The 26,207-nt window shown below is 65.6% G+C and carries 23 protein-coding genes; 10 read left to right on the forward strand and 13 right to left on the reverse strand.

The genetic code is table 11. The features are described 5' to 3' along the window. Window positions 1-199: 199 nt before the first annotated feature. A complete protein-coding gene (locus Spa11_RS14680; RefSeq protein ID WP_145113536.1) occupies window positions 200-925 on the forward strand; it encodes a hypothetical protein in 726 nt (241 codons plus the stop codon). 113 nt (window positions 926-1,038) lie between these two features. Here the strand turns inward: Spa11_RS14680 and kdsB are convergent, their stop codons facing one another. Continuing rightward, window positions 1,039-1,827, reverse strand: a complete 789-nt coding sequence (kdsB, locus tag Spa11_RS14685; RefSeq protein ID WP_231932951.1) for a 3-deoxy-manno-octulosonate cytidylyltransferase — start codon at window positions 1,825-1,827, stop codon at window positions 1,039-1,041. A gap of 217 nt (window positions 1,828-2,044) precedes the next feature. Between kdsB and glmS the strand changes: the two genes are divergently transcribed. From glmS to Spa11_RS14700, 3 genes are all read left to right on the forward strand, one after another. Next, window positions 2,045-3,928, forward strand: a complete 1,884-nt coding sequence (glmS, locus tag Spa11_RS14690) for a glutamine--fructose-6-phosphate transaminase (isomerizing) (protein WP_145113538.1) — start codon at window positions 2,045-2,047, stop codon at window positions 3,926-3,928. 103 nt (window positions 3,929-4,031) lie between these two features. Continuing rightward, the gene (locus tag Spa11_RS14695) at window positions 4,032-5,129 is read left to right on the forward strand and encodes a site-2 protease family protein (protein ID WP_145113540.1); all 1,098 of its coding nucleotides are present in this window, start codon (window positions 4,032-4,034) and stop codon (window positions 5,127-5,129) included. Window positions 5,130-5,335: 206 nt separating this feature from the next. After that, on the forward strand, window positions 5,336-7,006 hold the full coding sequence (locus Spa11_RS14700) for an HD domain-containing phosphohydrolase (RefSeq protein WP_145113542.1): 1,671 nt from the start codon (window positions 5,336-5,338) through the stop codon (window positions 7,004-7,006). An 84-nt stretch (window positions 7,007-7,090) separates the two neighbouring features. On the opposite strand, the gene ygfZ is transcribed toward Spa11_RS14700, so the two are convergent. From ygfZ to Spa11_RS14745, 9 genes are all read right to left on the reverse strand, one after another. Then, window positions 7,091-7,894 (reverse strand): CAF17-like 4Fe-4S cluster assembly/insertion protein YgfZ, encoded by an 804-nt coding sequence (ygfZ, locus tag Spa11_RS14705; RefSeq protein WP_145113544.1) that lies wholly within the window; start codon window positions 7,892-7,894, stop codon window positions 7,091-7,093. Next, complete coding sequence (locus Spa11_RS14710) at window positions 7,891-9,132, reverse strand: lactate racemase domain-containing protein (protein ID WP_145113546.1); 1,242 nt, start codon at window positions 9,130-9,132, stop codon at window positions 7,891-7,893. Before Spa11_RS14710 ends, ygfZ begins: the two co-directional genes overlap by 4 nt. Window positions 9,133-9,552: 420 nt before the next feature. Next, window positions 9,553-10,632 carry a 3-isopropylmalate dehydrogenase gene (locus Spa11_RS14715; RefSeq protein ID WP_145113548.1) on the reverse strand — a complete coding sequence of 360 codons (1,080 nt, stop codon included), beginning with the start codon at window positions 10,630-10,632 and terminating at the stop codon, window positions 9,553-9,555. 324 nt (window positions 10,633-10,956) lie between these two features. Continuing rightward, on the reverse strand, window positions 10,957-11,277 hold the full coding sequence (locus Spa11_RS14720) for a Rieske (2Fe-2S) protein (protein ID WP_145113550.1): 321 nt from the start codon (window positions 11,275-11,277) through the stop codon (window positions 10,957-10,959). 54 nt (window positions 11,278-11,331) lie between these two features. Beyond that, window positions 11,332-12,294 (reverse strand): DUF6263 family protein, encoded by a 963-nt coding sequence (locus Spa11_RS14725; RefSeq protein WP_145113552.1) that lies wholly within the window; start codon window positions 12,292-12,294, stop codon window positions 11,332-11,334. Between the two features lie 336 nt (window positions 12,295-12,630). Next, window positions 12,631-13,335, reverse strand: a complete 705-nt coding sequence (locus Spa11_RS14730) for a metal-dependent hydrolase (RefSeq protein WP_145113555.1) — start codon at window positions 13,333-13,335, stop codon at window positions 12,631-12,633. Between the two features lie 46 nt (window positions 13,336-13,381). Beyond that, the gene (locus tag Spa11_RS14735) at window positions 13,382-13,819 is read right to left on the reverse strand and encodes a hypothetical protein (RefSeq protein ID WP_145113557.1); all 438 of its coding nucleotides are present in this window, start codon (window positions 13,817-13,819) and stop codon (window positions 13,382-13,384) included. A gap of 41 nt (window positions 13,820-13,860) precedes the next feature. Beyond that, window positions 13,861-15,258 carry a glucose-6-phosphate isomerase gene (locus Spa11_RS14740; protein WP_145113559.1) on the reverse strand — a complete coding sequence of 466 codons (1,398 nt, stop codon included), beginning with the start codon at window positions 15,256-15,258 and terminating at the stop codon, window positions 13,861-13,863. Between the two features lie 183 nt (window positions 15,259-15,441). Next, complete coding sequence (locus Spa11_RS14745) at window positions 15,442-15,951, reverse strand: shikimate kinase (RefSeq protein WP_145113561.1); 510 nt, start codon at window positions 15,949-15,951, stop codon at window positions 15,442-15,444. 227 nt (window positions 15,952-16,178) lie between these two features. Here Spa11_RS14745 and Spa11_RS14750 point away from each other — a divergent pair, with 227 nt between their 5' ends. Beyond that, on the forward strand, window positions 16,179-17,387 hold the full coding sequence (locus Spa11_RS14750; protein ID WP_145113563.1) for a 2,3-bisphosphoglycerate-independent phosphoglycerate mutase: 1,209 nt from the start codon (window positions 16,179-16,181) through the stop codon (window positions 17,385-17,387). Window positions 17,388-17,542: 155 nt separating this feature from the next. Further along, on the forward strand, window positions 17,543-18,079 hold the full coding sequence (locus Spa11_RS14755; protein WP_145113565.1) for a CPBP family glutamic-type intramembrane protease: 537 nt from the start codon (window positions 17,543-17,545) through the stop codon (window positions 18,077-18,079). 128 nt (window positions 18,080-18,207) lie between these two features. Here the strand turns inward: Spa11_RS14755 and Spa11_RS14760 are convergent, their stop codons facing one another. Continuing rightward, window positions 18,208-18,888 (reverse strand): PEP-CTERM sorting domain-containing protein, encoded by a 681-nt coding sequence (locus tag Spa11_RS14760; protein WP_145113568.1) that lies wholly within the window; start codon window positions 18,886-18,888, stop codon window positions 18,208-18,210. A 230-nt stretch (window positions 18,889-19,118) separates the two neighbouring features. Between Spa11_RS14760 and dapF the strand changes: the two genes are divergently transcribed. From dapF to xseA, 3 genes are all read left to right on the forward strand, one after another. Further along, complete coding sequence (dapF, locus tag Spa11_RS14765) at window positions 19,119-20,009, forward strand: diaminopimelate epimerase (RefSeq protein WP_145113570.1); 891 nt, start codon at window positions 19,119-19,121, stop codon at window positions 20,007-20,009. Window positions 20,010-20,209: 200 nt separating this feature from the next. Next, on the forward strand, window positions 20,210-20,962 hold the full coding sequence (locus Spa11_RS14770) for a lysophospholipid acyltransferase family protein (RefSeq protein ID WP_145113572.1): 753 nt from the start codon (window positions 20,210-20,212) through the stop codon (window positions 20,960-20,962). Window positions 20,963-21,050: 88 nt separating this feature from the next. Beyond that, complete coding sequence (gene xseA, locus Spa11_RS14775; protein WP_145113575.1) at window positions 21,051-22,274, forward strand: exodeoxyribonuclease VII large subunit; 1,224 nt, start codon at window positions 21,051-21,053, stop codon at window positions 22,272-22,274. Between the two features lie 54 nt (window positions 22,275-22,328). Here xseA and Spa11_RS14780 read toward each other — a convergent pair whose 3' ends face one another. Continuing rightward, window positions 22,329-23,156 carry an SDR family NAD(P)-dependent oxidoreductase gene (locus Spa11_RS14780; RefSeq protein WP_145113577.1) on the reverse strand — a complete coding sequence of 276 codons (828 nt, stop codon included), beginning with the start codon at window positions 23,154-23,156 and terminating at the stop codon, window positions 22,329-22,331. A gap of 250 nt (window positions 23,157-23,406) precedes the next feature. Here Spa11_RS14780 and pyk point away from each other — a divergent pair, with 250 nt between their 5' ends. After that, window positions 23,407-24,990: a pyruvate kinase gene (gene pyk, locus Spa11_RS14785; protein ID WP_231932953.1), complete on the forward strand. Its 1,584-nt coding sequence runs from the start codon at window positions 23,407-23,409 to the stop codon at window positions 24,988-24,990. Between the two features lie 242 nt (window positions 24,991-25,232). On the opposite strand, the gene Spa11_RS14790 is transcribed toward pyk, so the two are convergent. Further along, a complete protein-coding gene (locus Spa11_RS14790; RefSeq protein WP_145113579.1) occupies window positions 25,233-25,904 on the reverse strand; it encodes a glycine zipper domain-containing protein in 672 nt (223 codons plus the stop codon). Window positions 25,905-26,207 lie beyond the last annotated feature (303 nt).

The following is a 26,207-nucleotide window of genomic DNA, read 5'->3' on the forward strand; positions in this document are numbered from 1 at the left end:
CACTCGGGTCTACTACAGCTGTCCGCTATGTGGGGTGGGCTATCGAGAGACCTCGGGGGACTCCAGCCGCCGCGTCGCTGCACAGTTAGCGGCGGTGAATGGTCTGCGATGAGGGCATAAAGGTTCGAGTCGGCGCGCATGACGCCTAAGGGGGAGTTACCATCAGGGATGGCCCCCTGCCCTGCGAGCGTCCCCGCCGATGTCGATCAAAGTCGCCTGCCTCGAATGCAACCGTGTCTACGAGATCCCCGATACCGCTGCCGGGCGGAAGGGGAAGTGCGAGTGCGGCGCGGTGCTCAACGTGCCGGCGAAGCCGACGCCGGTCTCCGATAAGCCTCGGCCGCCTCGGACGCTCGAAGAAGCGGCAGCGATCGCGGAGAAGCAGCGCGAGCCCGTCTACGATCCCGCAGGAATCGCCGAGCTGGCGGACCAGTCTCGCAAGGCCCGCAACGCCGAGGCCGCGGAACTCCCCGAGCCCGACATTTACGCAGACGGGGCCACGCCCCCGCCTTTGCCACCGGCCGAACAAAACAGCGCCGATGGCGAACCGCCCGCGTTGACGCCGCCGCCACTGCCGGCATTCGATTCGAGTCCGCCGGCGCCGCGGCAAGGTCCGGCAGTGGTTAGGAACTACGGCAATCTCCGTCGGCTATGTGGGGTACTGCGGCTTCAAGCCACGATCGTCCTGTGGGTGTCGATTCTCTCGGCAGTGCTGATCGTTATCGCTGCGATTGCTTCTACGGGCGATCAGATCACCGCCGCAATAAGCAGCGGCCTATGGGCTAGATTTTTCGCGATCGTCGTATTTCCCATCATCAGCGTCGCGATCGATCTAGCGATCGGCTTCACAATCTATGTGCTGCTCAACGCCATCGCCGAGTTCCTCTACGTCCAGATGGACATCGAAGAGAACACCCGCCACTAAGCACGTAATCTAGGAACCGGACGCTAAGGCGTGCCGGCTGATTGTGGCGCCAGACGCCCATTAGCCGCGGGGCCTTAGCCCCCGGTTCTCTACTCAATGCCACGCTCTCAAAACTAGGCTGCCATCGTCCGGCAGTGGCGACGCACAAAGGCCGCGTAGTCGGCGGCCGTGTCGATGCCGGTCGCGGCATGGGCCACGACGCCGACGCGGATGGTCTCGCCCGCTTGCAGCACGCGCAACTGTTCGAGCTTCTCGGCCTGCTCCAGCGGCGACGGCGGCAGATGGGGCAGCTTGGCCAAGAACTCGCGGCGATACGCGTAGATGCCCAGGTGCTGATGGAAGAGTGGTGGCTGATCCGCGGCGGTCGCCGACTGGGCGTCGCGCACGAACGGAATCGGGCTGCGGCTGAAGTAGAGCGCGCGGCCGCTGTTGTCGAAGACCACCTTCACGACGCTCGGGTCCCGCAGCCGTTCGGGGTCCGTGATCGGCGTGGCGAGGGTCGCCATCGGGGTGGTCGTGTCGGCGTCGAACTGTTCGATCAACAGGTCGATCGCCGCCGGGTCGAGCTCGGGCTCGTCTCCCTGCACGTTGACGAACAGGTCGAACTGTGGCGTGCGGCTGGCGACCTCGGCGACGCGGTCGGCGCCGCTCTGGCAGTCGGTGCTGGTCATCACCGCGGTCCCGCCAAAGCGGCGGACCTCGTCGGCGATCGCCACGTGGTCGGTCGCCACGATCACCGCGGCGGGGAGCTTGGCCCGTAACACGGCGGCGTGGGTGTGCTCCACCAAGCTGCGGCCGGTCTCACGCAACAGCATCTTGCCCGGCAGGCGGGTCGAAGCCATCCGGGCGGGGATCACAACGCAGGTGCGGGGAGCGGCCATGCTGTCCGTGGCGAGAGCCATACAATCGGTTGCGGGGGCGAGCCATCCTTGGAACTTGGGGCCCATTTCGTACGTCAAAACGCCGATTCCGGACAGGTCGATTCCGTAAATACGCCCCGTATCTGTCTTTATCGCTGACGCCCCGGGACTTAGACTCCGCATTCATCCCCCACCACCAGCCCGCGACGTCGCCTTGGCAAGGCCGCCAGCGCCGTCGATTTAGAGGAAACCCGCGTCTATGTGCGGCATCGTTGGCTACATCGGCCCGAACCGGGCGACCGATTTCCTGCTCGAGGGACTCCGCCGCCTGGAGTACCGCGGCTACGACAGCGCGGGGGTCGTCACTTTCGAGGACGGCGGCAGCCTCGCCGTCACCAAGACCACCGGCCGCATCGAACGGCTCGCCAGCGCCCTGCAAGTGACGCCCCACGAGGGGAACATCGGCATCGGCCACACCCGCTGGGCGACGCACGGCCCCGCTACCGACTCCAACGCACACCCGCACTTGGGCGGCGACCGCGTGCTAGCCCTGGTGCATAACGGCGTCATCGAGAACTACCAGGTTCTTCGTCAAAAACTCTCCGAACGCGGCTACACATTCCGCAGCGACACCGACACTGAGGCCGTCGCCCACCTTGTGGCGTTCGAACTCGAACAGTTACTCGCAGCCCAGGCCGAGGGGGAACTGCCTGACATCGACGACCCGCACCGCATCCTCGTGGAGGCGGTCCGCGCCGCCACGAGTCAGCTCCGCGGCACGTACGGCTTGGCGATCGTGTTCCGCGACTGGCCCGACGTGATGATCGCCTCTCGGCTCGGCAGCCCGCTGGTGATCGGCGTCGGCGACGGCGAGCACTTCTTGGCGAGCGACGGCTCGCCGCTCGCCGGGCACACCGACCGGATCGTTTATCTGGCGGACTACGAGATCGCCGTCCTCACGGCCGGCGCCATTCGCGTTTTGGGGCGTGACTCGGCGCTCGTTGTGCACAGCGTCGAGGCGTTAGAGATCGACGCCAGCCAAGTCGAGCTGGGCGGTTTCCCCCACTTCATGCTCAAGGAGATCTTCGAGCAGCCCGAGACAATCCGCAACGCGATGCGGGGGCGGCTCGACAAGGACTCCGCAACCGCCGTCTTCGGAGGCCTCAACCTCGAGCCGCGGCAGCTCCGCTCGATCGACCGCATGATCCTCACCGCCTGCGGCACGAGCTGGCACGCCGCCTTGGTGGGTGAGTACATCATCGAAGAGTTCGCCCGCTTGCCGGTCGAGGTCGAGTACGCCAGTGAACTGCGTTACCGCAACCCGCCCATGTCGCCATTGACGCTGCTGCTGGCGATCACCCAAAGCGGCGAGACGATCGACACGCTAGCCGCCCTGCGCGAGATGAAGCGCAAAGGGCATCGGTCGTTGGCCATCTGCAACGTCGTCGGCAGCACCATCGCCCGCGAAGCGGACGGCGGCGTCTACCTGCACGCCGGCCCCGAGATCGGCGTCGCGTCGACCAAGGCGTTTACGTCGCAATGTGTCGTGCTGGCGATGCTCGCCTTGCACTTGGGCCGGCTGCGTCATCTCAGCTACGAGGCGGGGCTGCGGATCATTGACGAGCTCGAGGCTCTTCCCGAGGCCGTCGAGAAGGCTCTCGAAACGAATGACATCGCCCGCCGTGTCGCGGGGCAGTTCTCCGGCTGCGACAACTTCCTGTATCTCGGTCGCCAGTTCAATTTCCCGACGGCGCTCGAAGGCGCCCTCAAGCTCAAAGAGATCAGCTACATCCACGCTGAGGGCTACCCGGCGGCGGAGATGAAGCACGGCCCGATCGCTCTGGTGGACGAGCACACCCCCAGCGTCTTCATCGTCCCGCAGGGGGCGGTTTACGACAAAGTCCTCGCCAACATGGAAGAGATCCGCGCCCGTGGCGGCCCGGTGATCGCCATCGTCGACGAACAAGATGAGCGGGCCAGCGAGATCGCCGACGAGGTGATCCGCGTCCCCGCCGTGGCCGACTACCTCCAACCGATCGTCACGGCGATCCCGCTACAGCTACTCGCTTATCACATCGCGGTCCTGCGGGGTTGTGATGTGGATAAACCACGCAATCTAGCGAAGAGCGTCACCGTCGAGTGAGGCGGCTTACGCCCCCCGAAGCCGGTTAATTTGCCGCGACCGGTGGGGTTCGCTACGATCATCGATAGCAAGCGACCCCTTCGCCGCCCCCCTGCCCCATTTCATGGCCCGCTCGTCGCGAGTCCGACCTCCCGACCAAGCCCCGTTCCTCTCCTCATCGGTCGCCGACCGCTGGTCGGCCCCCCTGGGCGTTTGGGCGGGAGCCCCGGTCAGGCTCCATGTGTCGCTCGCGGTGGTGATTGTGCTCGCGGCCGGCGCCTGTGTGCGGTCGGGTTCGGCGACCGGTTGGCTCGTCCTCGCCGCGTACCTGGTCAGCCTGAGCCTCCACGAGACGGCCCACGTCCTGGCCGCCAGCCGGCTCCGCGGAGCGGCGCAGCGGCGGATGCTTTCGGCTCCCTTGCTGTTGGGACCCTTCGGCGGCATGACCTTCCGCTGCCCCTCGATCGACCCCCGCGAACGCGTCTTTGTTGCGATGGCGGGGCCGCTGGCGAGCCTGGCGATCGTCGTATCGGCCGTCTGTTGCTTGGCTGCGGTAGAAGGCCCCAACGTCAAGCCACTCGCTCCATCCGTCATTACCGAACCCCTGACGCTCCTTCACGGCGATGTAGTGACCACGCCGCTGGGCTTGGTGGCGGTAGCGCTGGTGCTCGTGAATTGGCCGCTGTTCTTGGTGAACCTGGCGCCGGCTAGCCCGTTCGACGGCGCCGACGCGCTCCGATCCTGGGGCGAGCTCTGGATGCCCGGCCGCGCCGCGCGGGACGCCACCTGCGCCGCCGGACTGCTCGTTGCGGCAGCGCTGCTCGCGGTCGGCGGGGCGCTAGCGCTGACCGACCTGAATCTGCCGTGGCTTGGGGCGTCGCTAGCCGCTTTGGCGGTGCTGGTCGGCTTCGGCGCAGTCGCCGACGCCAACGCACCGGCGACGCCGCTTGCCTGGCTGCCTCCGAACGACGACGACTACGTCGGCGCGTCGCTCCGCGACGTCCGAGTCGAGCCCGCTACCGCCTCGCGGTATGACCACGACGCGTACCCTCTCGACGAGGACATCGACGATTACTCGGTCGATCGCTTCGACGAGACCCAGGTCGACGACATCCTGGCGAAGGTCCATGTAGCCGGCGTTCACAGCTTGACCGCCAACGAGCGAGCGATCCTCGAACGCGCCAGCCAGCGTTTCCAGCAGCGCCGCCGCCCGCTGGACTGAGCCGCCTTTCGGCACGGCCGTTCTGGCCGCCCGGGCGAGGTCATAACCTCCCCAACCGCTACGGCCGGACCGCGGTTCCTGTGATCTCCGTAGGCGCCCCATCGGGCGTTGGCGGCGCCATCCGGTGCGTCGTAGCGTTTGGGCGACCTCTCTCTGCCACTGCTGAATTACCCGGTGGTCGGGACGCTTCGCTACAGGCGTGCAACATGGTGACGACTGCTGAACCGCTGAGTGCAACGAAGCCGACGCTGCCGCGCGAGCTTTCGAGCGACTCCCTCGTGGACCGCCTCGAAGCGGCCTTTCGGCAGTCGTTCGCAGTGCTTGACGTGACACGTGGCGCCCTGGAGCGTGTGACGCCCGACTGGCCGCGTGTCGATATCTTCCGCTGGGCGTCACTCTGCGAACACGTCGCGCGAAGGGGTCGGCCGGAGGTCATCGAGGACCACTCGCCTCTGCTGCTGCTCGCAACGCCGTTGCCGCCCGAAGAGTTGTCACCGTCGAGGATCGCCGTTGCCGTGCTGCTGACGGAGGCCAACCCCTCACCGGCTGCGCTGGAGTCGGCCGCCCGGGCGTTCGGCGTCGATGGAAAGCAACTGACGCAGTGGGCCGCCGGGCGTCGGGCGTGGCCCGCCCACGCCGCGCTGCCGCTGGCGACAGCGATCGTCGAGTCGCTCGTCGCGCAGCAATCGGTGTCTTCGATGAAGAACCAACTCTCCGAAGTCTCCGGGCAACTGCTCGCGACCTTTGAAGAGCTGAACCTGCTCCACCAGATGACCGAAGGGCTCTCGCTCGGCCGTCACGAGCGTGAGCTGCTCGACCAAGCCGTCGATTGGCTCGCGGAGATCATCGCGAGCGACTGCGTTGTCGCCCGTCTCGACGGGACGCCCGCCCACACGACCATCGCGGGGCGTTACACCCCGATCGCCGCGGACCAGCTCAGCGAATTCTTCGGCCGCCTCGGTCCGCAGGCGCAGCGGCGGTCGCTGGTGTTGAATCACGACCGCACCAGTTCGCCGACTTGGGCTTACCCCGAGGTGCGCGAGGTCGTCACCGCTCCGATCCTCTCGAACGGCGAGCCGATCGGCTGGCTTGGCGCTCTTAACTACCGGCCGAAGCGTGGCGCTTATGGCGGCGGATTCGGCGCCGTCGAGGGAAGCCTCCTGTCGAGCGTCGCGACGCTAATCGGCGTCCACGCCGGCAACCGCGACCTGTTCGAACAGCGTAAACAACTCTTCGATAGCGCGGTCTACGCCCTCACCTCGGCGATCGACGCCAAGGACCCCTATACCTGTGGCCACAGCGACCGCGTCGCCCGCGTCGCGGTGCGGCTCGCCAAACAGATGGGCTGTGGGGCGGACGAGCTGAACGCCCTCTACCTCGGCGGCCTGCTGCACGACATCGGCAAGATTGGCATCGACGACGCCGTCCTCCGCAAGCCGGATAAGCTGACGGACGACGAGTACGATCAGATCAAGCTGCACCCAACCCTCGGCGAGCAGATCCTGCAAGGAGTGCCGCAACTCGCGCACGTGCTGCCGATCGTCCGCCACCACCACGAAACGTGGGACGGTAACGGCTACCCCGATCGGCTCGTGACCGACGCCTGCCCGAAGCTCGCCCGCATCACGGCGGTCGCCGACGCGATCGACGCGATGGGCAGCGACCGACCGTACCGCAAGGGGATGCCGATCGAAGAGGTCGAGTCGATCCTCCGCCGCGGCGCCGGCAAGCAGTGGGACCCGAACGTGGTCGCCGCTTACTTCGCCGCCCGCGAAGACGTGCAGGCGATCTGCCGCATCGAACGCGAGCCACACGACCTCGACGTCGGCCGCTGGAGCGAAGGGGACGCTTGTCCCTTGGAAGAAACCCACACCTGATCGCCCACCTCTAGCTCGCCTCCACTGTGCGCCTCCGCGTCTCTGCGCGAGACTTCATCGCGTAGCTTGCTTGGTCGGCGCTGTTCATGCGGGAGCGATCGCCGCTCGCAAGCCATCCACGCGTAGCTCGCCGCCGGGGCCGCTGTGCTCGCGGCGGACATACGCCAGGGCAATTGCGCCGCCCTCGGTCGCCACACTCGAAGTGACCCGGCCCACCGGTTTCGCATCAAGCATCAACTCAACGCCCGGCAACGGCGTGCCGTCTTCGATCCGCACACAACGCAACAGCCAGTTCACCCGGCCCAACGCGTCGATACGGGCGACCGGCTCTTGGCCCAAGTAACAACCCTTCGTGAACGAGATCGACCGGTCGTTGCGATCGACCTCTTGTGGCAAGTTGCGGTCATCGACGTCAACGCCGTCCAGCGGCACGCGCAACGCGATCCGCGTTTGCTTGAACGCTTCGGCCGTCATCAACCGTCCCTCGACCGCTTCGGCGTCGAGCGCCGCGACAACGCCGGCGCCGAACGCATCGACTCGCACCGTCAACGCCGACGCGACGCCGCGCCCGATTGTCCAAACGCCCGGCGGGACGAGCTTCAGGTCAACCTTCTCACGAATCAGGTAGCGATCGAGGTGCGCGTGCAAACGATCGCAGTGATCGGACGACAACAGCACGACATAGCGCTCGGCGTCGGTGCGCGAGACCCAGCCGTAGGCCTGGACATGCGCCTTGACGTCGAGGAACATCGCCTCGCAAGACTCCCCATCGGCGAGCTTGAGCACGTCGTTGGTGCAGAGGTTCTGCAGGAACTTTCCCGCGTCGCGGCCGACCGCTTCGATCGCTGACCAGCCCTCGACACGGGCGTAGGCGTCTGGCGAAGTCATTGCCGGTTGGCTCCGTCGGTGAAACGGACATGCTGGGCCTCTTCAAGAACGGTGCAGTCCTCGAAACGGTTCACGAGCCGCTGCAATTCCTCCATGCCCGCGACGGGAGCAATGCCCAGCGGTTCGACCTCGTCGGGATCGAGCAGGCTGCGGAGAAACACCGGGCCGTTCTGCAACGCTTGCAGCACCCGCCACGCGGCGAGCGCCTCGTCGCCCGACTCGGCCGCGAGCGCCGCGGCGAGCTCGTCGGGGTCGTCGGCCTCGGTGAGCAGGGCGAGCCTTTCGCCGATCGGCTCGGCCAGCTCGCTCCAAACGGCGATGACGCCGCCCGATCGCACGAGCCGTTCCGCCGCCGATAGCGCCTTGCCAACCGAGGACCAGGTCTGCTGGTCGGCGCCGCCGCTGATGACGGCGAGCACCACGTCGGCCGGTTCGGCGAGCGGCGTCCGCCACGCCTCGCGGCTAACATCGGCGGCCGCGGCGGTCACTTGCTCGGGGTCGCCCGCCAGGACGCTGGCGACGCCGCCGCCGGGGCCGGGCACCGCGCGGAGCACCAGCGGCGCGCCGACGATCCAGCCCGCCTGGTCCGCCGCCGCACGCCGCGCCGACTGCCGTGCGCCCAGGGCGCTGGCGTCGTTCACGGTTCGCACTTTGCGGAAGCGGTCGATCGTTTCGCGGTCGAAGAAGTCCGGGAACAACCCGTCATACGCGCCGCCCGCCTCGTCGGTCGCGGCGATGTCGCCGGTGGTCGCCTCGGCCGAGATCGGCAGCACCACATCCGCCTCGAAGACGGTGCGGTTCACCAGCAGCGGCTTGTCCCCCTTCGCCAGCCCCGCGAAGCAGAGCGTGTCGTCGCCCGACGGGTCGTGCGACTCGACCAGCACGCCCGACGCCACCTCGTGGCTCAACGCCTCTTCAAGCGGCACGGCGTCGCGCACCGAAGCGGTGACGACTTTGATGTGGCGGCGATCAATCCCGGCGGCGGCAAACGCGGCGATCGCACCCGCCACCAACGGCCCCGCGGCCGGCAAGCCGTGGCCGACCGCGATCGCGATGCGGTCGTCGGGCGTCACGCACTGCGCAAGCGGCGGCAGTCCCAGCGGACTCTGCAGCGCGTCGATCGCCAGCTTGGCAATCGTCTCCACGCTCGGCGCCACGGCCTCACAACGCAGCCGTTCGAGCGGCAGCGTGTCGGTCATCTCAGGCGGGGCGCCGCAGCGTAACGCGGTGACGTTCACTTAAACTTTGGTCCTGTGGAATTGCGTCGTAAGCGTAAGAACCGGACGCTAAGGCGTGCCGGCTGATCCCGCCAGCAAGCTTATCAGCCGCGGGGCCTTAGCCCCCGGTTCGATCACTTTAGGATGAATTGGTTTTAGGAAGGAGATAGGGGGATGTTGGTGATAGGGGGGATCGCAAGCGGGGGGGGTGAATTGCGCCGCGCAGCGAAACGCCTCTTGTAAGGCATGCGGTTCGTAGCGCCTCTGGAGATCGTAGAAAGCATTCGCAAAGCGACTGCCCCCAAATCTCCACCAGCACCTACGAACCACATCGCTACCAGAACACATCAAAATCTCGTTGCTCTCAACCACCCGCTTGCGATCCCCCCTATCACCAACATCCCCACCATCTCCTTTCAATCGCGAAACGCAAACACTTGGTTACAGCGCCTCGATCACCATCCGCCCAATCTCATCCGTCCCATAACCGCTGCGGTCAAGATTCTTACCAGCGAACTTGGGCGTCACCTTGCGGACCGCGGCGCCGATGCACTCGCCCGCCTTGATCGCCGCGGCGTTGCTCTTGATGCGGCCCGTCTCACGCAGCAAGAGGCCGAGCGAGTCGATCGTGGCGATTGGGTTGGCGACGTTCTGGTTCGCAATGTCGGGCGCCGAGCCGTGCACCGGCTCGAACATGCCGGGGGCGACGCCGTCGGGGTTGAGGTTGCCGCTGCTGGCGATCCCCATGCCGCCCGCGATCGCGGCGCCGAGGTCGGTGATGATGTCGCCGAACATGTTCGGCACCACGATCACGTCGTAGACCTCGGGCTTGGCGACCATGTACATGCAGCACGCGTCGACGTGGTGGTACGCCGTCTCGACACCCGGGTACTCGGCCGCCACTTCTTGGAACGCGCGGTGCCAGGTGTCGCCGGCGAACGTCAGGACGTTCGTCTTGTGGACCAGCGTCAGGTGCTTGCGCTGGCGGGTCTTCGCCAACTCGAACGCGTAGCGGATGCAGCGCTCGACGCCGAAACGCGTCGAGATCATCGTCTGCGTCGACATCTCTTGCGGCGTGCCTTTGCGGACGAAGCCGCCGACGCCGCAGTAGAGGTCCTCGGTGTTCTCGCGCACGCAGACGAAGTCGATGTGCTCGCTGGTCTTGTTCTTCAGCGGCGTCTCGATGCCCGGGTAGAGCGTCACCGGCCGCAGGTTGATGTACTGATCCATCTCGAAGCGCAGCTTGAGCAGGATTCCCTTCTCGATCACGCCGCCGGCCAGACGCGGGTCGTTCGGCAGGCCGCCGACCGCGCCGAGGAGGATCGCGTCGTACGCGCGCAACGTCGCAATGTTGTCGTCCGAGAGGACGTGGCCCGTCTCGAGGAAGTGGGCGGCCGAGAACGGGAAGTCGGTCGTCGTGTACGACAGCTCGCACGACGGGGCGACGGCCTTGAGGACTTCGAGCGAGGCGCCGACGACTTCGGGGCCGATGCCGTCGCCGGCGATGACAGCGAGTTTCATGGGGAGTGGGCAGTGGGCAGCAGGCAGTGGGCAGGACGCAAGGCAACCAGTTTACCGCGCGCGGACCCGCTTATCGACTGGCCCAAGGTAGTACGGACATTCCTACGCGACGCAGTCGCGCTTATCCCCCGCCCCCTTCAGGTGGAGGGGTTAGGGGAGGGGGCGACTCTGGTACCCGCTTCAACACCCTCCCCTAGCCCCTCCCTCTGAAGAAGGAGGGGGATGAAGGCGACTGCGTCGCCGAGGGGTGTCTAAAACGCCTCGTCCTACAACTCGACTACTCATCCCTTTACTGCCCACTGCCGACTGCCCACCGCCCACTATCTACTTCCCACCGCCCACTCTCACCTGCACCTCCTCCCCCACCACGCGCGTCTCGAACACATCGATCCCCAGCCGTGGGTTGTCGGCCCATTTGCCGTCGCTCAGGCGGAAACGCCAGCCGTGCCAGGGGCAGTAAACCTCGCCATCCTCAACGCAGCCGGCGCCGAGCGACGCCCCCTGGTGCGGGCACAAGTCGTCAATCGCCCGGTACTCGCCGCTAACCAAGAAGATCGCCACGAGGCGATCATCGACCACGACCGTGCGGCCTTGGCCCTCGGTGAGGTCGCCGACACGACAGACGGTGACGAACGAGTCGGACAAGCGAAGTGGGAAGGCGAAACCGGGAAGTGGTAAGTGGGAGAAGCGCCAGGGACGTTACTCGGTGGCGGCGGGCTCTTCGGTCGGGGTCGCTTCGGAATCCGTCTCCGTATCCACTTCCGCTTCTTCTTCGGCGTGGGCGCCGAGGGTGGGGGTTTCGTCTTTGCCGAGCTCGCGCATTTCGACGGCTTGCTTCATGCTGTTGACGATCTCGTTCTCGCCCATCTTGACGCGGATATCGACCGTCTGCAGCACACGCGATCGGAAGACGCGGCCCTTCTCGCGGTCGAAGAGGATCTCGCCCGTCGACTCCTTGGTGTCAAAGTCGATCGCCATCGGGCCCTTGTTCTCACCGAGTTCCATCTCGATCGCCGGCGTGAACGCTTCGTAGGTCTTGCCATCCACTTCGCGGACGCCGTCGTAGGTGTAGGTCGTGTGGACCTTCATCTTGCCGATGGCGGGCGAGGTCACCTCGGCGGTGGTTGTCCACTTGTCCCCGACGGCGAGCGGCTCGGTGGGGAACTTGAGCGACGCCTGCTGGCTCATCTGCTTGATCATGTCGCTCGAAACGGCGCCCCCCGGCAGGTTGTCGAGCGCCTTCGACAGCTCGTCGGAGAGGGTGACCTCGGTGATCTCGCCGGTGGGGAGCATCGTCATCTGGAAAGGGTGCGCGACCATCGCGTCGAACGCCGGCGCCACCAGGGCCGCCATCCCCGCGGGTGGGTCTTCGCTGTCGGAGTCGTACTTGAACTCCTGCCCGGCTCCCGCCTTGTTCTGCATGACGATCCGCTCGACCCGTTGCTCCACCACGGCGGCGCCATCCTCCGAAACGTCCTCGACCGCCCAGTCCATGAGCATGTCCTGCTGCATCGACGTCTCGGCCTGCCCGCCCGCCCCCGCCTGGATGGTCATCCCCATCGACTGGGTCATCAGGTACCGGGCCGCGTCCCCCTTCTGCCACTTCCAAACCAGCGGCTCGGCGCCGCGCGCCGAACTCGCCACGAGAACGGGGCTCGCCACAAGGACGATCGCGCACAGTCGCCAACACGCGGAAATACGGCTCAACATCGAGACACCCCAGCAGGCCCAATTAACGGCAAAAGACCCGCGTATTATAGCCGATCCGCTCACCGCCCGCACGCAAAGATAGCCACTTTGTCGCGCCATTTTGCCGCGACAGTCGAGCGCCACGAATTACGCAAAGGCGCGAAGGCGCAAGGAAGAAAAATGCCCTAGCCCCAATGACTAAATTGAAGGTCCCTGCGGGAGCACGTCATTGGTCATTGGGGCTAGGTCATTGATCATTCTCTGGAATCCAACTCCTTTGCGTCTTCGCGCCTTTGCGTGAGTCCTTTCTCAAAGCGTAAGAGACCCGCCCGGCTCGAGCACGATCGGCTCCGAGACCGTATGGTTACGGATGTCCTTCGCCCACTCCTCGGCGTCCTGCTGGATCGGCGGGAAGGTGTTGTAGTGGCACGGCAGCACCTTGGCGGGCATCAGCAGCTTCGTCGCCTGCACCGACTCGGCAGGGCCCATCGTAAACAGGTCGCCGATCGGCACTACCGCCACGTCGAGGGGCGACCCGGCGAGCGACGGATCGCCGATCATCTTCATGTCGAAGAACATCGCCGTATCACAAGCAAAGTAGATCCGCTTGTCGCCGGTCGTCACCTCAACCCCCATCGCCACGCCGCCGTAAGTCCCGTCCGGCAAGCTGCTGGAGTGATGCGCGATCGTCATCCGCACTCGTCCGAACGGGAGCGTCACCGTGCCGCCCGGGTTCATCCCAATCGCCTTCGATTCCTCAACCCCCTGCTTCGCCAGCCACTGCGAAATCTCAAAGCCCGTGACGACCGTCGCCCCGGTCCGCTTCGCGATCGCGACCGTATCGCCGACGTGATCGAAGTGCCCGTGGGAAAGCAGAATGTAATCGCACGCCACATCCTCCGCCTTCACCGGCGAAGTAGGCGAGTCGTTTAGGAACGGGTCGACGAGGACCTTCGTGCCGTCGCAATCGAGAAGCCAAGCGTTGTGGCCGTACCAAGTGAGCGTCGTGGGCATGTTTTTCGTATTCGGATTAACCGCGGAGGGCGCGGAGGGCGCGGAGTCAGTTGCTGCGACCTTCTCGATCATCGAACCAGTTCGCTAAGTATTCCTGGTCCTCGTCATCGACAGGGTGGATCGTCAGGGAAAAGTCGTGCTCAAAGGACGCTGATTTCACCCATCCCGGAGCCACAATCTCAACTTGCTTGATTTGTATGCCGGCGAGCCACGCAAATCGCCTCGCGATGGTTGTTTCGTGGTCGGTTGATACCACGAACGGCACACCATGACGTTGGATCTTCCAGCGAGTCGCAAGCACATGAATGCTATAGTCGCCTTTGGCAACTACCGTTCGATAACCGAGCATCGGCCGTGGAGAACCGTACTCCTCCACTTCCAGCCAGGGCTCCCCAACGCGGAATGACCACCCGGACTGGTTACAAAAATGCCAATCCCAGGTGATCAGGCCGACTTCGTAAATGCCAGGCGATTTGACTACCAATTACTTTCTCCGCGTCCTCCGCGCCTCCGCGGTAAATCAATTCACTTGCGCAGGATCGCGTTCATATTCTTCTTGTAAGCCTCCACCCCCGGCTGCCCATAAGGATTGATGCCGATCAGGCGGCCTTCGACCACCGTCGCCAGCATCATCATTTGCAGGAACTGCCCGATCGTGTGCTCGTCGAGCTCGGGCATCACGATGTCGGTCGTCGGGCGGTTGTCCTCGGCATAGGCCTGGTTGGTGCCGGCTATCGCCGCGGTGAGGACTTCGGGCAGCGTCTTGGCGGCGAGTTCGTCGAGCTTGTCCTGGTTGTACGCCTTGCCGTCGAGATCGAGTTTGCCGATCGCTAGGGGCTTCGAGTCCTGCTTTTCGACGATGACGTTGGTGATCAACTTGTCGCGGACGCCCTCTTGGTGCTGCTGGCCGCGGCTGTGGAGGTCGCGCGTGTTGACGACCGTCAGCGGCAGGGCGCCGCGCTCGTCCTTGCCGAGGCTCTCGGCGAGCAACTGGTCGTACCACAGGCCGGCCGCTTCGAGCCGCTTGCCCCAGGTGCTGAGGATGCGGGTGACGCAGTCCTCAGTCTCTTCGAGCAGATGACTGACGCCGACGTACTTCAGCACGACGTTGTCCTTCACCGGCGCCGTGGCGAAGTGATCGTTCATCGCCTTCGCGCCAGCCAGCAGCTTCTCGATGTCGAGCCCCAGAATCGCCGCCGGCAACAAACCAACCGCCGACAGCACGCTGAAACGCCCGCCGACGCCGTCGGGAACGTCGTACATCTCCGGCGCGCCGAGCGCGGTCGCCAGATCGAACAGCTTGCCGCTCGTGCCGGTAACAGGAACAAAGCGCTGCGAGAGCTTGTCCCCCGCCGAAGCGGCGAGCTCGCGCAGGAAGATCCGCGTCGCGGCGGCCGTCTCGAGAGTGCCGCCGCTCTTCGAAATCACCACGACGCCCCACGGCTCGTCACGGCTCTTGAGCAACTCGATGAGCCCGGTCGCCGCATCGTTATCGACGTTGTTCCCCTCGAAGTAGATGCGGGGCCGATTGCCACGCGCGTCGGCGGGGACTTCGTTGTAATACGGGTGGCAACACGACTCGAGCAACGCCCGAGCGCCCATGTACGAACCACCGATGCCCAGCACAACGACGCTCTTGCAATCACCCGCCAGCCGGTCCGCCGTCGCCTTAAGCCGCGCCAGTTCGCTCGCGGCGCCCTTCTCCTTCAACTCGGCAAGCAACCGGTCCGGCAACAAATGAAACCCCGCATCGAGCGGCTCCTTCTGCTCCGGAACCGCGGCCCCAGCGGCCCACAGCTCGGCGTCGGCCAAAACCTCAGCCCGCGCGGCCTCCAACTGCGGAGCGAGCGCGTCGAGGTCGGCCTGCGACGTGCCGCCATGGTCAAAGAAGGCGCCGGAAGGGTCGTACTTGAGCAGGGACATGGGAATGTGGAGTGGGGAATGCGGGATGCGGGATGCGGATTGGTTGGGAATGACGAAATCCGAATGACGAATGACGAACCTGTCGGAGGGGTTCAGCCGCTACCGGCAGGTTCGTCATTCGTGCTTCGTCATTCCCCAAGGCGGTTTGTCTGCCCCAGAGTCTACCGCCCGGCGTTCGGCTGGTCAGCGGGCCGCCAATGCCGCTTCGACCTCTTTGCAGACGGCGTCGTGCGTGAGGCCGGTGGTTTGGACCGTGACGTCGGCGTAGCGGTCGTAGAGGGCGGCGCGCTCGGCGAAGAGGTCGGCGAGCGTCTGGTCGGGCCGCTTCGCCAGTCCACGCATCGTGTAGTCGCCGACGCGGGTTTCGAGCGTCGCCAGGTCGGTCGCCAGGTAGACAAGCGTGCCCAGCGCCTTGAGGTGGGCCATCCCCACCGCGCTGTAGACGACGCTCCCGCCGGTGGCGATGACGCAACGCTCGGCTTCGACGCTCAGCACCGCCGCCTCCTCCGCCCGTAAGAGGGCCCCCTGCCCTTCGCCATCAACAATCGCCTGGAGCGACTTCCCGTTCGCCTGCTGGATCAACAGGTCCGTATCCAAGAAACCCAACGACAGGTGCTTGGCGAGCAGCACGCCAACGGTGCTCTTCCCCGAGCCGGGCATGCCAATGAGAACGACGTTGGTGGGGGTGGGCATGTGACGATTAGCCGCCAACGGAGGTTGAGCGCCAAGATGGGCAGGAATGACGAAGCACGAATGACGAATGACGAACCTGTCGGTAGCGGCCAAACCCCCTCCGGCAGGTTCGTCATTCGTCATTCGGATTTCGTCATTCCCCCCCGAATCCCGGGCCTTGCCCCCACGGCACAATTCTCGACGATTAAGGGGCTATCCCATCCCTTCACCGCCTCAAGCTTCCTGCCATGGACATCCACGCCCTCATCAAGCCGCTGCTGCAGAAGAACGACTCGAAGATCGTCATGTACGTCGGCGACGGCTTGGGCGGCCTGCCGCAGCAGCCGGGCGGGAAGACCGAGCTTGAGACCGCCAACACCCCCAACCTCGACAAGCTCGCCAAAGAAGGCGTCTGCGGCGGTTCGATCCCCGTGGCGCCCGGCATCTCGCCGGGCTCGGGCCCGGGGCACCTTGGGCTGTTCGGTTATGACCCCGTCAAGTTCCTCATCGGCCGCGGCGCGCTAGAGGCCACCGGCATCGGCTTCGCGCTCAAGGACGGTGACGTCGCCATCCGCGCCAACTTCTGCACGATCGACGGCGAGGGCAACATCAGCGACCGCCGCGCCGGCCGCATCCCGACCGAAGAATCGACCCCGATCGTCGAGCGGCTCGCCAAGGAAATCTCGATCCCCGGCGTCGAGGTGATCGTTAAGCCCGTCAAGGAGCACCGCTTTGTCGTCGTGCTGCGTGGTGACGGCCTCGGCGGCAATGTCGCCGACACCGACCCGCAAGCCACCGGCGTCCCGCCGCTCAAGGCCGAGGCGAAAGACGCCGCCAGTGGGAAGACGGCCCAAATCTGCGACGAGTTCGTCAAGCAAGTCCGCCAGCTCCTCTCGCACGAGAAGAAGGCCAACTGCTGCACGCTCCGCGGCATCACCGGCAAGCCCTCGATCGCCAGCTTCGAAGAAGTCTACGGCCTCAAGGCCGCCGCGATCGCTGTCTACCCGATGTACAAAGGCCTCGCCTCGCTCGTGGGCATGGACATCCTCGGCGACGCCCAGACGATCGATGAGCAGATGGAAGTCCTCAAGGCCAACTGGGACAAGTACGACTTCTTCTTCATCCACTTCAAGTACACCGACTCCAGCGGCGAAGACGGCAACTTCGATTTGAAGGTGAAGCGCACCGAAGAGTACGACGCCGCCGTTCCAAAGATCATGGCCCTCAAGCCCGATGTGTTCATCGCCACCGGCGACCACAGCACGCCCGCCATGCTCGCCAGCCACAGTTGGCACCCGGTGCCGACGCTCCTCTGGGCGAAGAACTGCCGCAGCGACGGCGCCGAGTCGTTCGGTGAAGCCCAGTGCCGCACCGGCGGCCTCGGCCAATTCGAAGCCAAGCACCTGATGACCCTCGCCCTAGCCAACGCTAACCGCCTCGCCAAATTCGGCGCGTAAGAGGCGAGCCGGCCACGTAAGTGGTCGGTAGTTAATGGAGGAAAGGAGATAAAGGGGATGTTGGTGATAGGGGGGATCGCAAGCGGCCGGCGCAGCCGATTGCTGCACTGCGAACCTCCGGCGCATTGAGCGACTACTTTTTCTCTATCTCTAAGATGACGAACGAAGCGCGTCCCGCCACTCGTCTCACCGCGCTTGGCTTTGGTGAGACGTGGCGGAACCGTGGGACGCTCGCAGGTCTTGGGATCGTTTACGCCGTTACGGCAACGCTGATCTACTTGTCGGCAGAGCTTGGTAAATGGTCGCCGAGCTTCAGCCCCGTCGGACAGTCACTGGCGCTGGCAGTGGGATTCTTCTTCCTCCCGTCGCTCGCCGAAGAACTCTTTTGGCGCTGGCTGCTTATCCCGCCGAGTTGCTTTGACGGGAAAGCCGGACGAACAATCGGCTGGGTTCTCGCAACGGCGGCTGTCTTCACCGCAGCTCACCCGGTGGCGGGAACATTCTTCGTGCCGCATGCCCGCGAAATCTTTACGAACCCCGCGTTCCTGTTGATCGTCTACTTGCTCGGAGTTACCTGCGGAGCATCGTATGTCATCGCCCGTTCCATCTGGCCGCCAGTCGTTGTCCACTGGCTAACGGTCCTCGCCTGGAAGTTCCTCCTCGGCGGTCCCTTCGTCCTGCTAGGCCGCTGACCGCATCGCTTGCGATCCCCCCTATCACCAACATCCCCCTATCTCCTTCCCTAAACGCCACCACCAATAGAAGCAGCCACGACCGATGGGTCGTGGCTGCTCGGTGATTCAAATTCACCTTCAGTTCATCACCTCCGCCGCACCGCGGCCGCCAGGCCGAGGGCGCCGAGCACCAGCACGCTGCTGGTCGGCTCGGGCACAGGGACGTTGATCCCTTGCAGCGTCGTTGAGAACACCGGGCCCGTCGATCCGATGCGGGCGTGGATCGTCGCCGTGCCGATCGGGGCGAAGGCGGTCGCGTTGGTGAGGATCGAGTTGAAGTACGATTCGGCCGGGGCCACGATCGGCGACGTTGTGTACTGGAACCTCAAGCCCTCGCCGTCGGCGCTGCGGCTCGCTAGATTCGGCCCGACATCGCCCAACCCATCGGTGCGGAACTCGACATCGGTCGTATACCCGCCGTAGCCCGTAATCGTCATCGCGATGATCTCGATCGGTGCGGCGCCGATCGTTGAAACGGTGTCGCGTAGCCGCGGAGAGAAGACAAGCGTCTCTAGATCGTCTGAGCGAGAGACACGGTCTTGGAAGTTGCCAGACAGGAGCAGGTTGTCGCCGGCGTCGCGAATTTCAAACGGACGGAGCGGGTCGTCCTGCACCGTACCCGCCAGTTCCGGCGCGACGGCGACCGTTGTGCCAGCCAGGCCAACAACGCCGCCCGGCGCAAGTAACGCAGCCCCGGCGAAATCGGCCACGGAGGTCAAAGCGGCGACAATCGCCATCGACTGGGAGAGCTTAGTGATTGCAGACATTCTCGATTACCGGGTTAGTGTTGGGAGGAAGAGCGAAGCCCTCATACACCGCCAATCCGATTTCCGAGTCACCACCCGACACCCAGCAACCAATTTCTCAAAAGCCGCTGCACTTGCCGTCTGGCTTACAATTCCCAACCGTTAATCAATCCTCCCGAATCTGCTAACCTGACGAGAATCGCACCTTCCGCTTGCGATCCCCACACCTCCCTTCCCACCCTCACCACCCCATGCGCTTCACCAAGATGCACGGCTGTGGCAACGACTACGTCGTTGTCGAAGCGCTCCGGGGCGGACTCGCCGAGCGCTACGCCGCCGCGCCGATCGACGCCGCTAGCGGCTTAGCGGCGTCGATGTGCAACCGCCATTATGGCGTCGGCGCGGATGGCTTCGTGCTGATCTTGCCCGAGACCCGCGACGACTCGGACGCGGCGTTCGAGATGCGGATGTACAACCCCGACGGGTCGTACTCCGCCATGTGCGGCAACGCCCTGCGTTGCGTCGCCAAGCGGCTCGCCGACACCGGGGAGTTCGACGGTGACGCGGTCGTTGTCCGCACCGCCGATACCCTCGTGCCGATGCGGATCATTAGCCGCGACCCGGCAGGGAGGGCCGAGCGTATCGAAGCCGATCTCGGTGAACCGATCTTCGCCCCCGACTCGATCCCCTGCCGGCTCTCCGCAGGCCCCGAAGGCGATTTGCGATCCGCGGTCATCGAACACGCCGGCGGCGCGCGAACAGCGACGGTCCTCTCGATGGGTAACCCACATTGCGTGCTGTTCGTCGATGAGTCGCCTTCGGACGAACTCGTCACCACCGTCGGTCCGCAGATCGAGACCCACCCCGCGTTCCCACAGCGGACGAATGTCGAGTTCGTGCAAGTGCTGGCGCCGAACCGCTTACGGCAACGCACCTGGGAACGCGGTGCCGGCGAGACGCTCGCCTGTGGCAGCGGCGCCTGCGCCGTCGCTGTCGCCGCCGTTCTAACGGGCCGCACCGAGCGAGCCGCCACGATCCAGCTATCGGGGGGCGAACTCGACCTCCTCTGGCGCGAATCCGACAATCACGTCGTCATGACGGGACCTGCGGTCGAAGTCTTCACCGGCGAATGGTCGATGTAAAGCTCGGTGGGAGGCATCTCCAGACGCCGATTAAGGTGTCCAGACCGATGGGGTGTGGTGCGCGAAATCGGGGTCTGGAGACCCGTCCCACAGCTTGCGATTCAATCGGTCTTTCGCCAATCGGCGCGTTTTCGGTACGAATCGCGTCGGGATGCTGGCGCCGCGGAGCGGGCTGAGAAGCTAGGCACGGAAGCTGGGCGATGAAGCGTAAGATCAAGCTCAAAGGCATGAACGGCGCCGCGGGGCACGCGTTCACCTACTTTATGCGGGCGTGGATGAGCACGCTCCGCTACGAGTGCGTCTACGCCGACCCGTCACTCGACCCGGTCCGCGGCATCCACCGGCCGCGGCTGTATCTGGTCTGGCACGAGTACCTGCTGGCGCCGCTGTACCTGCGCCCCTACACGGACCTCTCGATCCTCGTCAGCCAGCACATCGACGCGGACGTGCTGGAAGCGATCGCCGCCGCGTCGGGCTTCGGCTGCGTCCGCGGCTCGACGGGCCGGGGCGGCGTCGCCGCTCTCCGCCAGCTATCCGAGCGTGGCAAGCAACAGCACCTCGTGATCACGCCCGACGGCCCGCGCGGCCCGCGCCGCGAAGTCGCAGCGGGTCCCGTTTACTTGGCGTCACGCCTTGGCCTGCCAATTGTCTTCATCGCCGTCGCGTACGACCGCTGCTGGCGCACCAAAAGCTGGGACTGCTTCGCGGTGCCGCGGCCGTTCACGACGGCCCGTGCCCTGCTCAGCGCCGAGCACCACGTCGCGCCCGACCTCGACCGCAATGCGATCGAGTCCCGCCGGCTTGAGATCCAAACGGAGTTCAACCGTCTCACCGACGAAGCCGAAGCCTGGGCCGCAACGCAGCGCACACGCCCCGACGCCGTCCCCGTACGCCGCGAACGCTCGCTGCCCAAGATGAAAGAGGTTCCGCAGCCTCGACGGCTTGCCGCTTAGGGGCGTGAGGTCTTCCAGCGCCGCGGGCGACCCATACCGCTAAGCGGCGAGCCGCGTCACAATTGGGTCTTCACGCAAGGAGGCCCACGTGTCGCGAGCTGCCATCGTTTCCGAACCGCTCACCGTCGCCGCGCTTACGGCGCAGCTCAAGGACACGCTCGAATCGGCTTTCCCCAGCGTGTGGGTCGCCGGCGAGGTGTCGAACTTCTCGCGTCCCTCGTCGGGCCACTGCTACTTCACGCTGAAGGATAACACGGCCCAAATCCGCGCCGTGATGTGGAAGGGCGCCGCGTCGCGGCTGCGGTTCGACCTCGGCGACGGGCTCGATCTGGTCTGTCACGGATCGATCGACCTCTACGCCCCGCGCGGCAGCTACCAACTCGTCATCAAAGAGGCCCAACCCCGTGGCGTCGGCGCGCTGGAGCTGCAACTCCAGAGGCTGCGCGAAAAGCTCGCCGCCGAAGGGCTCTTCGATCGCGCCAACAAGCGACCGCTGCCGGCGTTCCCACGGCGGATCGCCTTCGTCACCAGCCCCACCGGCGCCGCGATCCGCGACTTCTTGCAGGTGCTCAGCCGCCGCTGGCGCGGGGTGGACGTGCTCGTGATCCCCGCGCGGGTGCAGGGCGAGGGCGCGGCCGCCGAGATCGTCGCCGGCATCCGCGCCGCCAATCGCCTCCGCCCGATGCTCGACGTGCTTGTCGTCGGTCGCGGCGGCGGCAGCCTCGAAGACCTCTGGTGCTTCAACGAAGAGCCCGTCGTCCGCGCGATCGCCGCCTCGAAGGTCCCGGTGATCTCGGCCGTAGGCCACGAGATTGACGTCACGCTCGCCGACCTCGCCGCCGACGTCCGCGCGCTGACGCCCAGCGAAGCCGCCGAACGCGTCGCCCCCTCCGCTGATGAGATTAGCGACCGACTCCGCTCACTCAGCGGCAGGCTTCACGGCGGCATGCGGCGCCGGGTGCTCATGTCGCGCGACCGCGTCGAACGCGCGGGCCGCAGCCGGCCCTTCGCAAGACCGCACGCCATGCTGCAAGACGCGATGCGCCAGCTGGACGAACTCGACGCCGCCGCGGTCCGTTCGATCCGGCGGCGGATCGAACGCGGCGGCGCACGGATGGCGACGATCGCCGGCAAGCTCGAATCGCTCAGCCCGCTCGGCGTCCTCGAACGTGGCTACTCGCTGACGACCGATGCGCGCGGTAAACTCGTGCGCGCGATGGATGACGTGTCGATCGGCGATCGCTTGACGACACGCCTCTTACGCGGCGAGGTCATCAGCATGGTCGAGAGCGTCAATGACACCGCGAATTAGCCCCCCATCGCAATTAACCCCCCGGTCAATGACCGGGGGCTAAATGTAGGGAATTTAAACCCTCATATAGCGCCGCAACAACCAATCCCCCAGCGCCGGCGAGAGTTGCGACAGCGCGAACAACAACCGAGCCTTCGCGGGCACGATCAGCTCGCTCTTACCAGCAATTGCCGCTTGCACGATGCGGTCCGCGAGCCAATCCGGGTCAATCGCCTTGACCTTGGCGCCCCCACCCGGCCGCCGCGCCGCCTCCGGCAATCCCTCGGCCTGCGTGTCGTAGCGTGTGCCGCCGTCCTTCCGCGCCAGCGGGCCCGGCATCACCAACAGGGGCTTCAAGCCAACGGGCCCGAGTTCCATCCGCAACTGCTGAGCCAAGGCCGACAGCGGATGCTTGCTAGCCGGATACGCCCCGAGATAGGCCGGCGCCACGCGCGTTGCTAACGAACCAATCAGCACCAGCCTGCCACCCCGCTCAGCGAAGGGCTCGCCGAGCGCCGTCGCCAACTCGGCCGCCGCGAAAAAGTTGATCGCCATCAGGCGTTCGAACTCGCTCCGCGGCGTCTCGACGATCCGCCCGCGGGTCGAAAGGCCCGCCGCATGGCAGACGAAGTCGAGCGGCGCTTCCCGCTGAGCCTCACGGACAACGTGGGTGGGGGCGCCCGCCTCGGAGAGGTCCGCCGAGTGCCTGCCGGCTACCTGGCCCGGATACAGCGTGGTCAGGCGGTCGTAGGCGGCCTCCAGACGGCCCACATCGCGGGCGACAAGCGTTACCGCCATCCCCGCCCGGGCGGCGGCGTGGGCGATCGCCAACCCCAGCCCCGCCGAGGCGCCGGTGACGAGGGCGTGGCGGCAAGTTTCTGGTTGGTCGCTGGGGGTCGGCATAAGGGGAGGTTAAGCAGGCTTGCTACTGCCGGGCAGGCCCCCAGCAGCCCTGCGACGCCGATTTACGCCGGATGCCCGGCATTTCCGGCTCAATCCTTAACAAGGTTTTCCGTTTCGCGCTTCACGGGCGGGGCGTTTCGTGTAACGCTTTGGCTTACGCAACCCCGCGGGCGGCCGTCCGGTCTGCCCCACTGCCCCGGCCCCCCGGGCAGCCCCCCTCCCCTTCCCCGCCGACCCCCGGCGCCAAACGATGACCACCGAGAACGTCGAGTCGCCGTCATTGGTCGCGGCCGAAGCCACCGCCTCGCTCGCCGAGGCGGTCCGTACCCCGCTCAACACCCCCGTGCCGATGCCCAACCCCGCCGACCTCCGCAGCAATGCCCGCACCAAGATTGTCGCCACAGTCGGCCCCGCGTGCTCCGATCCGGAGATGCTCAAGAAGCTAGCGATCGCGGGCGTCGATGTGTTCCGCCTCAACATGGCGCACGGCGACATCGAACGCCAGCAGCAGAATGTCGATACGATCCGCCAGATCAGCGAAGAGCTGAACCACCCCCTGGCCATCCTGGTGGACCTCGCCGGTCCAAAGTTCCGTCTTGGCGAAGTCGCCGGCGATCCACTCTTCTGCGAGCATGGCCGCGAGTTCTTCTTTGTCGCCGGCGACCAGCCCGGCGCCGAGAACGAGTTCACTTGCAGTTACAAGCCGCTCGTGAAGGAACTGGCGGTCGGCAACCACGTGATGCTTGCCGACGGCACCGTGTGCATGGAGGTCGTCGAGAAAACGCCCGGCCGGGCTCGCGTCCGCGTTATTCAGCAAGGGACCATCCGCAGCCGCCAGGGCATCAACCTCCCCGACGTCAAGCTGAGCGCCCCGGCGATCAGCATGACCGACCACCAGCACGCCGAGTGGGCCGCCAAGGCGGGCGTCGATTTCGTCAGCCTCTCATTCGTCCGCAAGCCGGACGAGGTCCACGCGCTGCGCGACATCCTCCAGTCGAACGGCTCGGAGGCGCTGGTGATCGCCAAGATCGAGAAGCGTGAGGCGCTCGATCGACTCGATCAGATCGTCGCCGCGGCGGACGGCATCATGGTCGCGCGTGGCGACTTGGGCGTCGAGATCGACGTTGCCGAGATGCCCGTTGAGCAGAAGCGGATCATCAACACGTGCCACCGGCACGAGAAGCCGGTGATCATCGCCACGCAGATGCTCGATAGCATGCACGAGAACCTGCGGCCGAAACGTTCCGAAGTGACCGACGTGGCCAACGCGATCCTCGACGGCGGCGACGCCTGCATGCTGTCCGGCGAAACGGCGATCGGCAACTACCCGCTCGAAGCCGTGCAGATGATGAACCGCATCGCGCTGGCGACCGAGCGGAGCCTCTCTGAGCGGCCGCCGCGCGACGCCGACGCCGTACCGGTCGGCAAGCGATTGCACGACGTGACGCGGGCCGTCGTCCGCGGCGCCGGCTCGATGGCTCACACGCTGCGGGCGAAATTGGTCGTCGCGGCAAGCTTCTCCGGCCGTACGGCGATGGCCCTCTCGCAACAGCGTAGCTTCACGCCGACGATCGGCGTCAGCGACAACGAACAGACGCTGCGGAAGATGTGCCTCTACTGGGGCGTGACGCCACTCCGCGGAGCGCCGGCGTTCGACACCCAGGCGCTGATCCGTTACATGGACGCCTGGGCGATCGAGAACGGTTTCGCCGTGAAGGGCGACCGGATCGTGATCGTCGGCGGCTCGCACCTCACCGCCGGCCCCGACGGCTCACAAGAGATGACCAGCGGCGTGCACGACATCGTCATCGTGCACGAAGTGGAGGGGACCTAGTCCTCCCGACCGCCGAGCTAACCACTATGTCTGTAGGAGGCGTCTCCAGACGCCGATTTCGCGCGCCACGCCGTCAACGGTTAGAAGCCGTAATCGGCGTCGGAGACGCCTCCTACAGTTTCATTGCACGACAGGCTAGTTAACCACAGAGCCACAGAGAGCTCAGAAAGAAAACACCGAGGCAATCGTCTCTGTGCTTAAATCCGTGCCCTCTGTGGCTCTGTGGTTGAATCCCTACCCAATCACCAGCAGTGGCCGTGGTGATGGTGCGGATGCCCACCGAAACTGAAGTACAGCCGTGGCGGTGGCGGCTCGTAGTAGAACACCGGGCGGCGGTCGATCACCACCGCCGGTGGCGGGGCTAAAGCAGGGGCTGCGGGCGCCATGTAGCTTGACGTTGGGCCCGCTGACGCACGTTGAGCGGCGATCAGCACCGCGTCGCTAACGCCGGCTTGCTTGAGCTGGATGAGGCCCTGGGGGCTCAGGTCGAGCCGGGCGCCACGCTGCTGGATGGCGCCGGCGATGACCGCCTCGCTAAGCCCCGACTGCGTCATCTGCGCGAGGTCGTAGTTGGTGACCGCTTGGGCAGCCGCCTGGATATTGGCGCTGTGGGCGGTGGCGTAACCATTCTGCGCGACCCGTTCGTCGGTGGCGTCTTTCGAGCGGCCCAGCAGGTTGCCGGTGATCGCGCCGATGCCGGCGCCGATCAGGGCGCCCTCGCCACCTTTGCCCTTGCCGCCGCCGATTAAGGCGCCGGTGATTGCCCCCAGGCCGCCGCCGACGACCGTCCCTTGGGCCGTGTCGTTGCGGTAATAGTCCTGCGACGGGGCGTAGGTGTACTGAGCGGCGGCGTCCCCGGCGGCCAGCGACGCGGCGGCCGCCAGCAGGAAGACGCGGGTACCAAAGACTCGCATGGTGGGCTCGGAGCGCGGGACGCTCAGGCGGGGTCGCGGGGTGTTAGCGCTCGCTCGTTGCGGGCGCTATCGTCATATATCGGCTAGAGGCCAGACGGCGGTAGACCGATTCCAAACGGGGGGTAGAAGTCTCGCGCAGAGACGCTGAGACGCTGAGGGGTAAGTTCAAAGACTCACGCAAAGGCGCGAAGTCGCCAAGGATTCGTAGTTGTGCGATCACCTACGATGGCGGTCTTCTATAAATCTTTATCTTTCGCGCCTTGGTGACTTTGCGTGAGTCTTCGCGACGTGCCTCTGCGTCTC

Source organism: Botrimarina mediterranea, from assembly GCF_007753265.1.
Taxonomy (GTDB): domain Bacteria; phylum Planctomycetota; class Planctomycetia; order Pirellulales; family Lacipirellulaceae; genus Botrimarina; species Botrimarina mediterranea.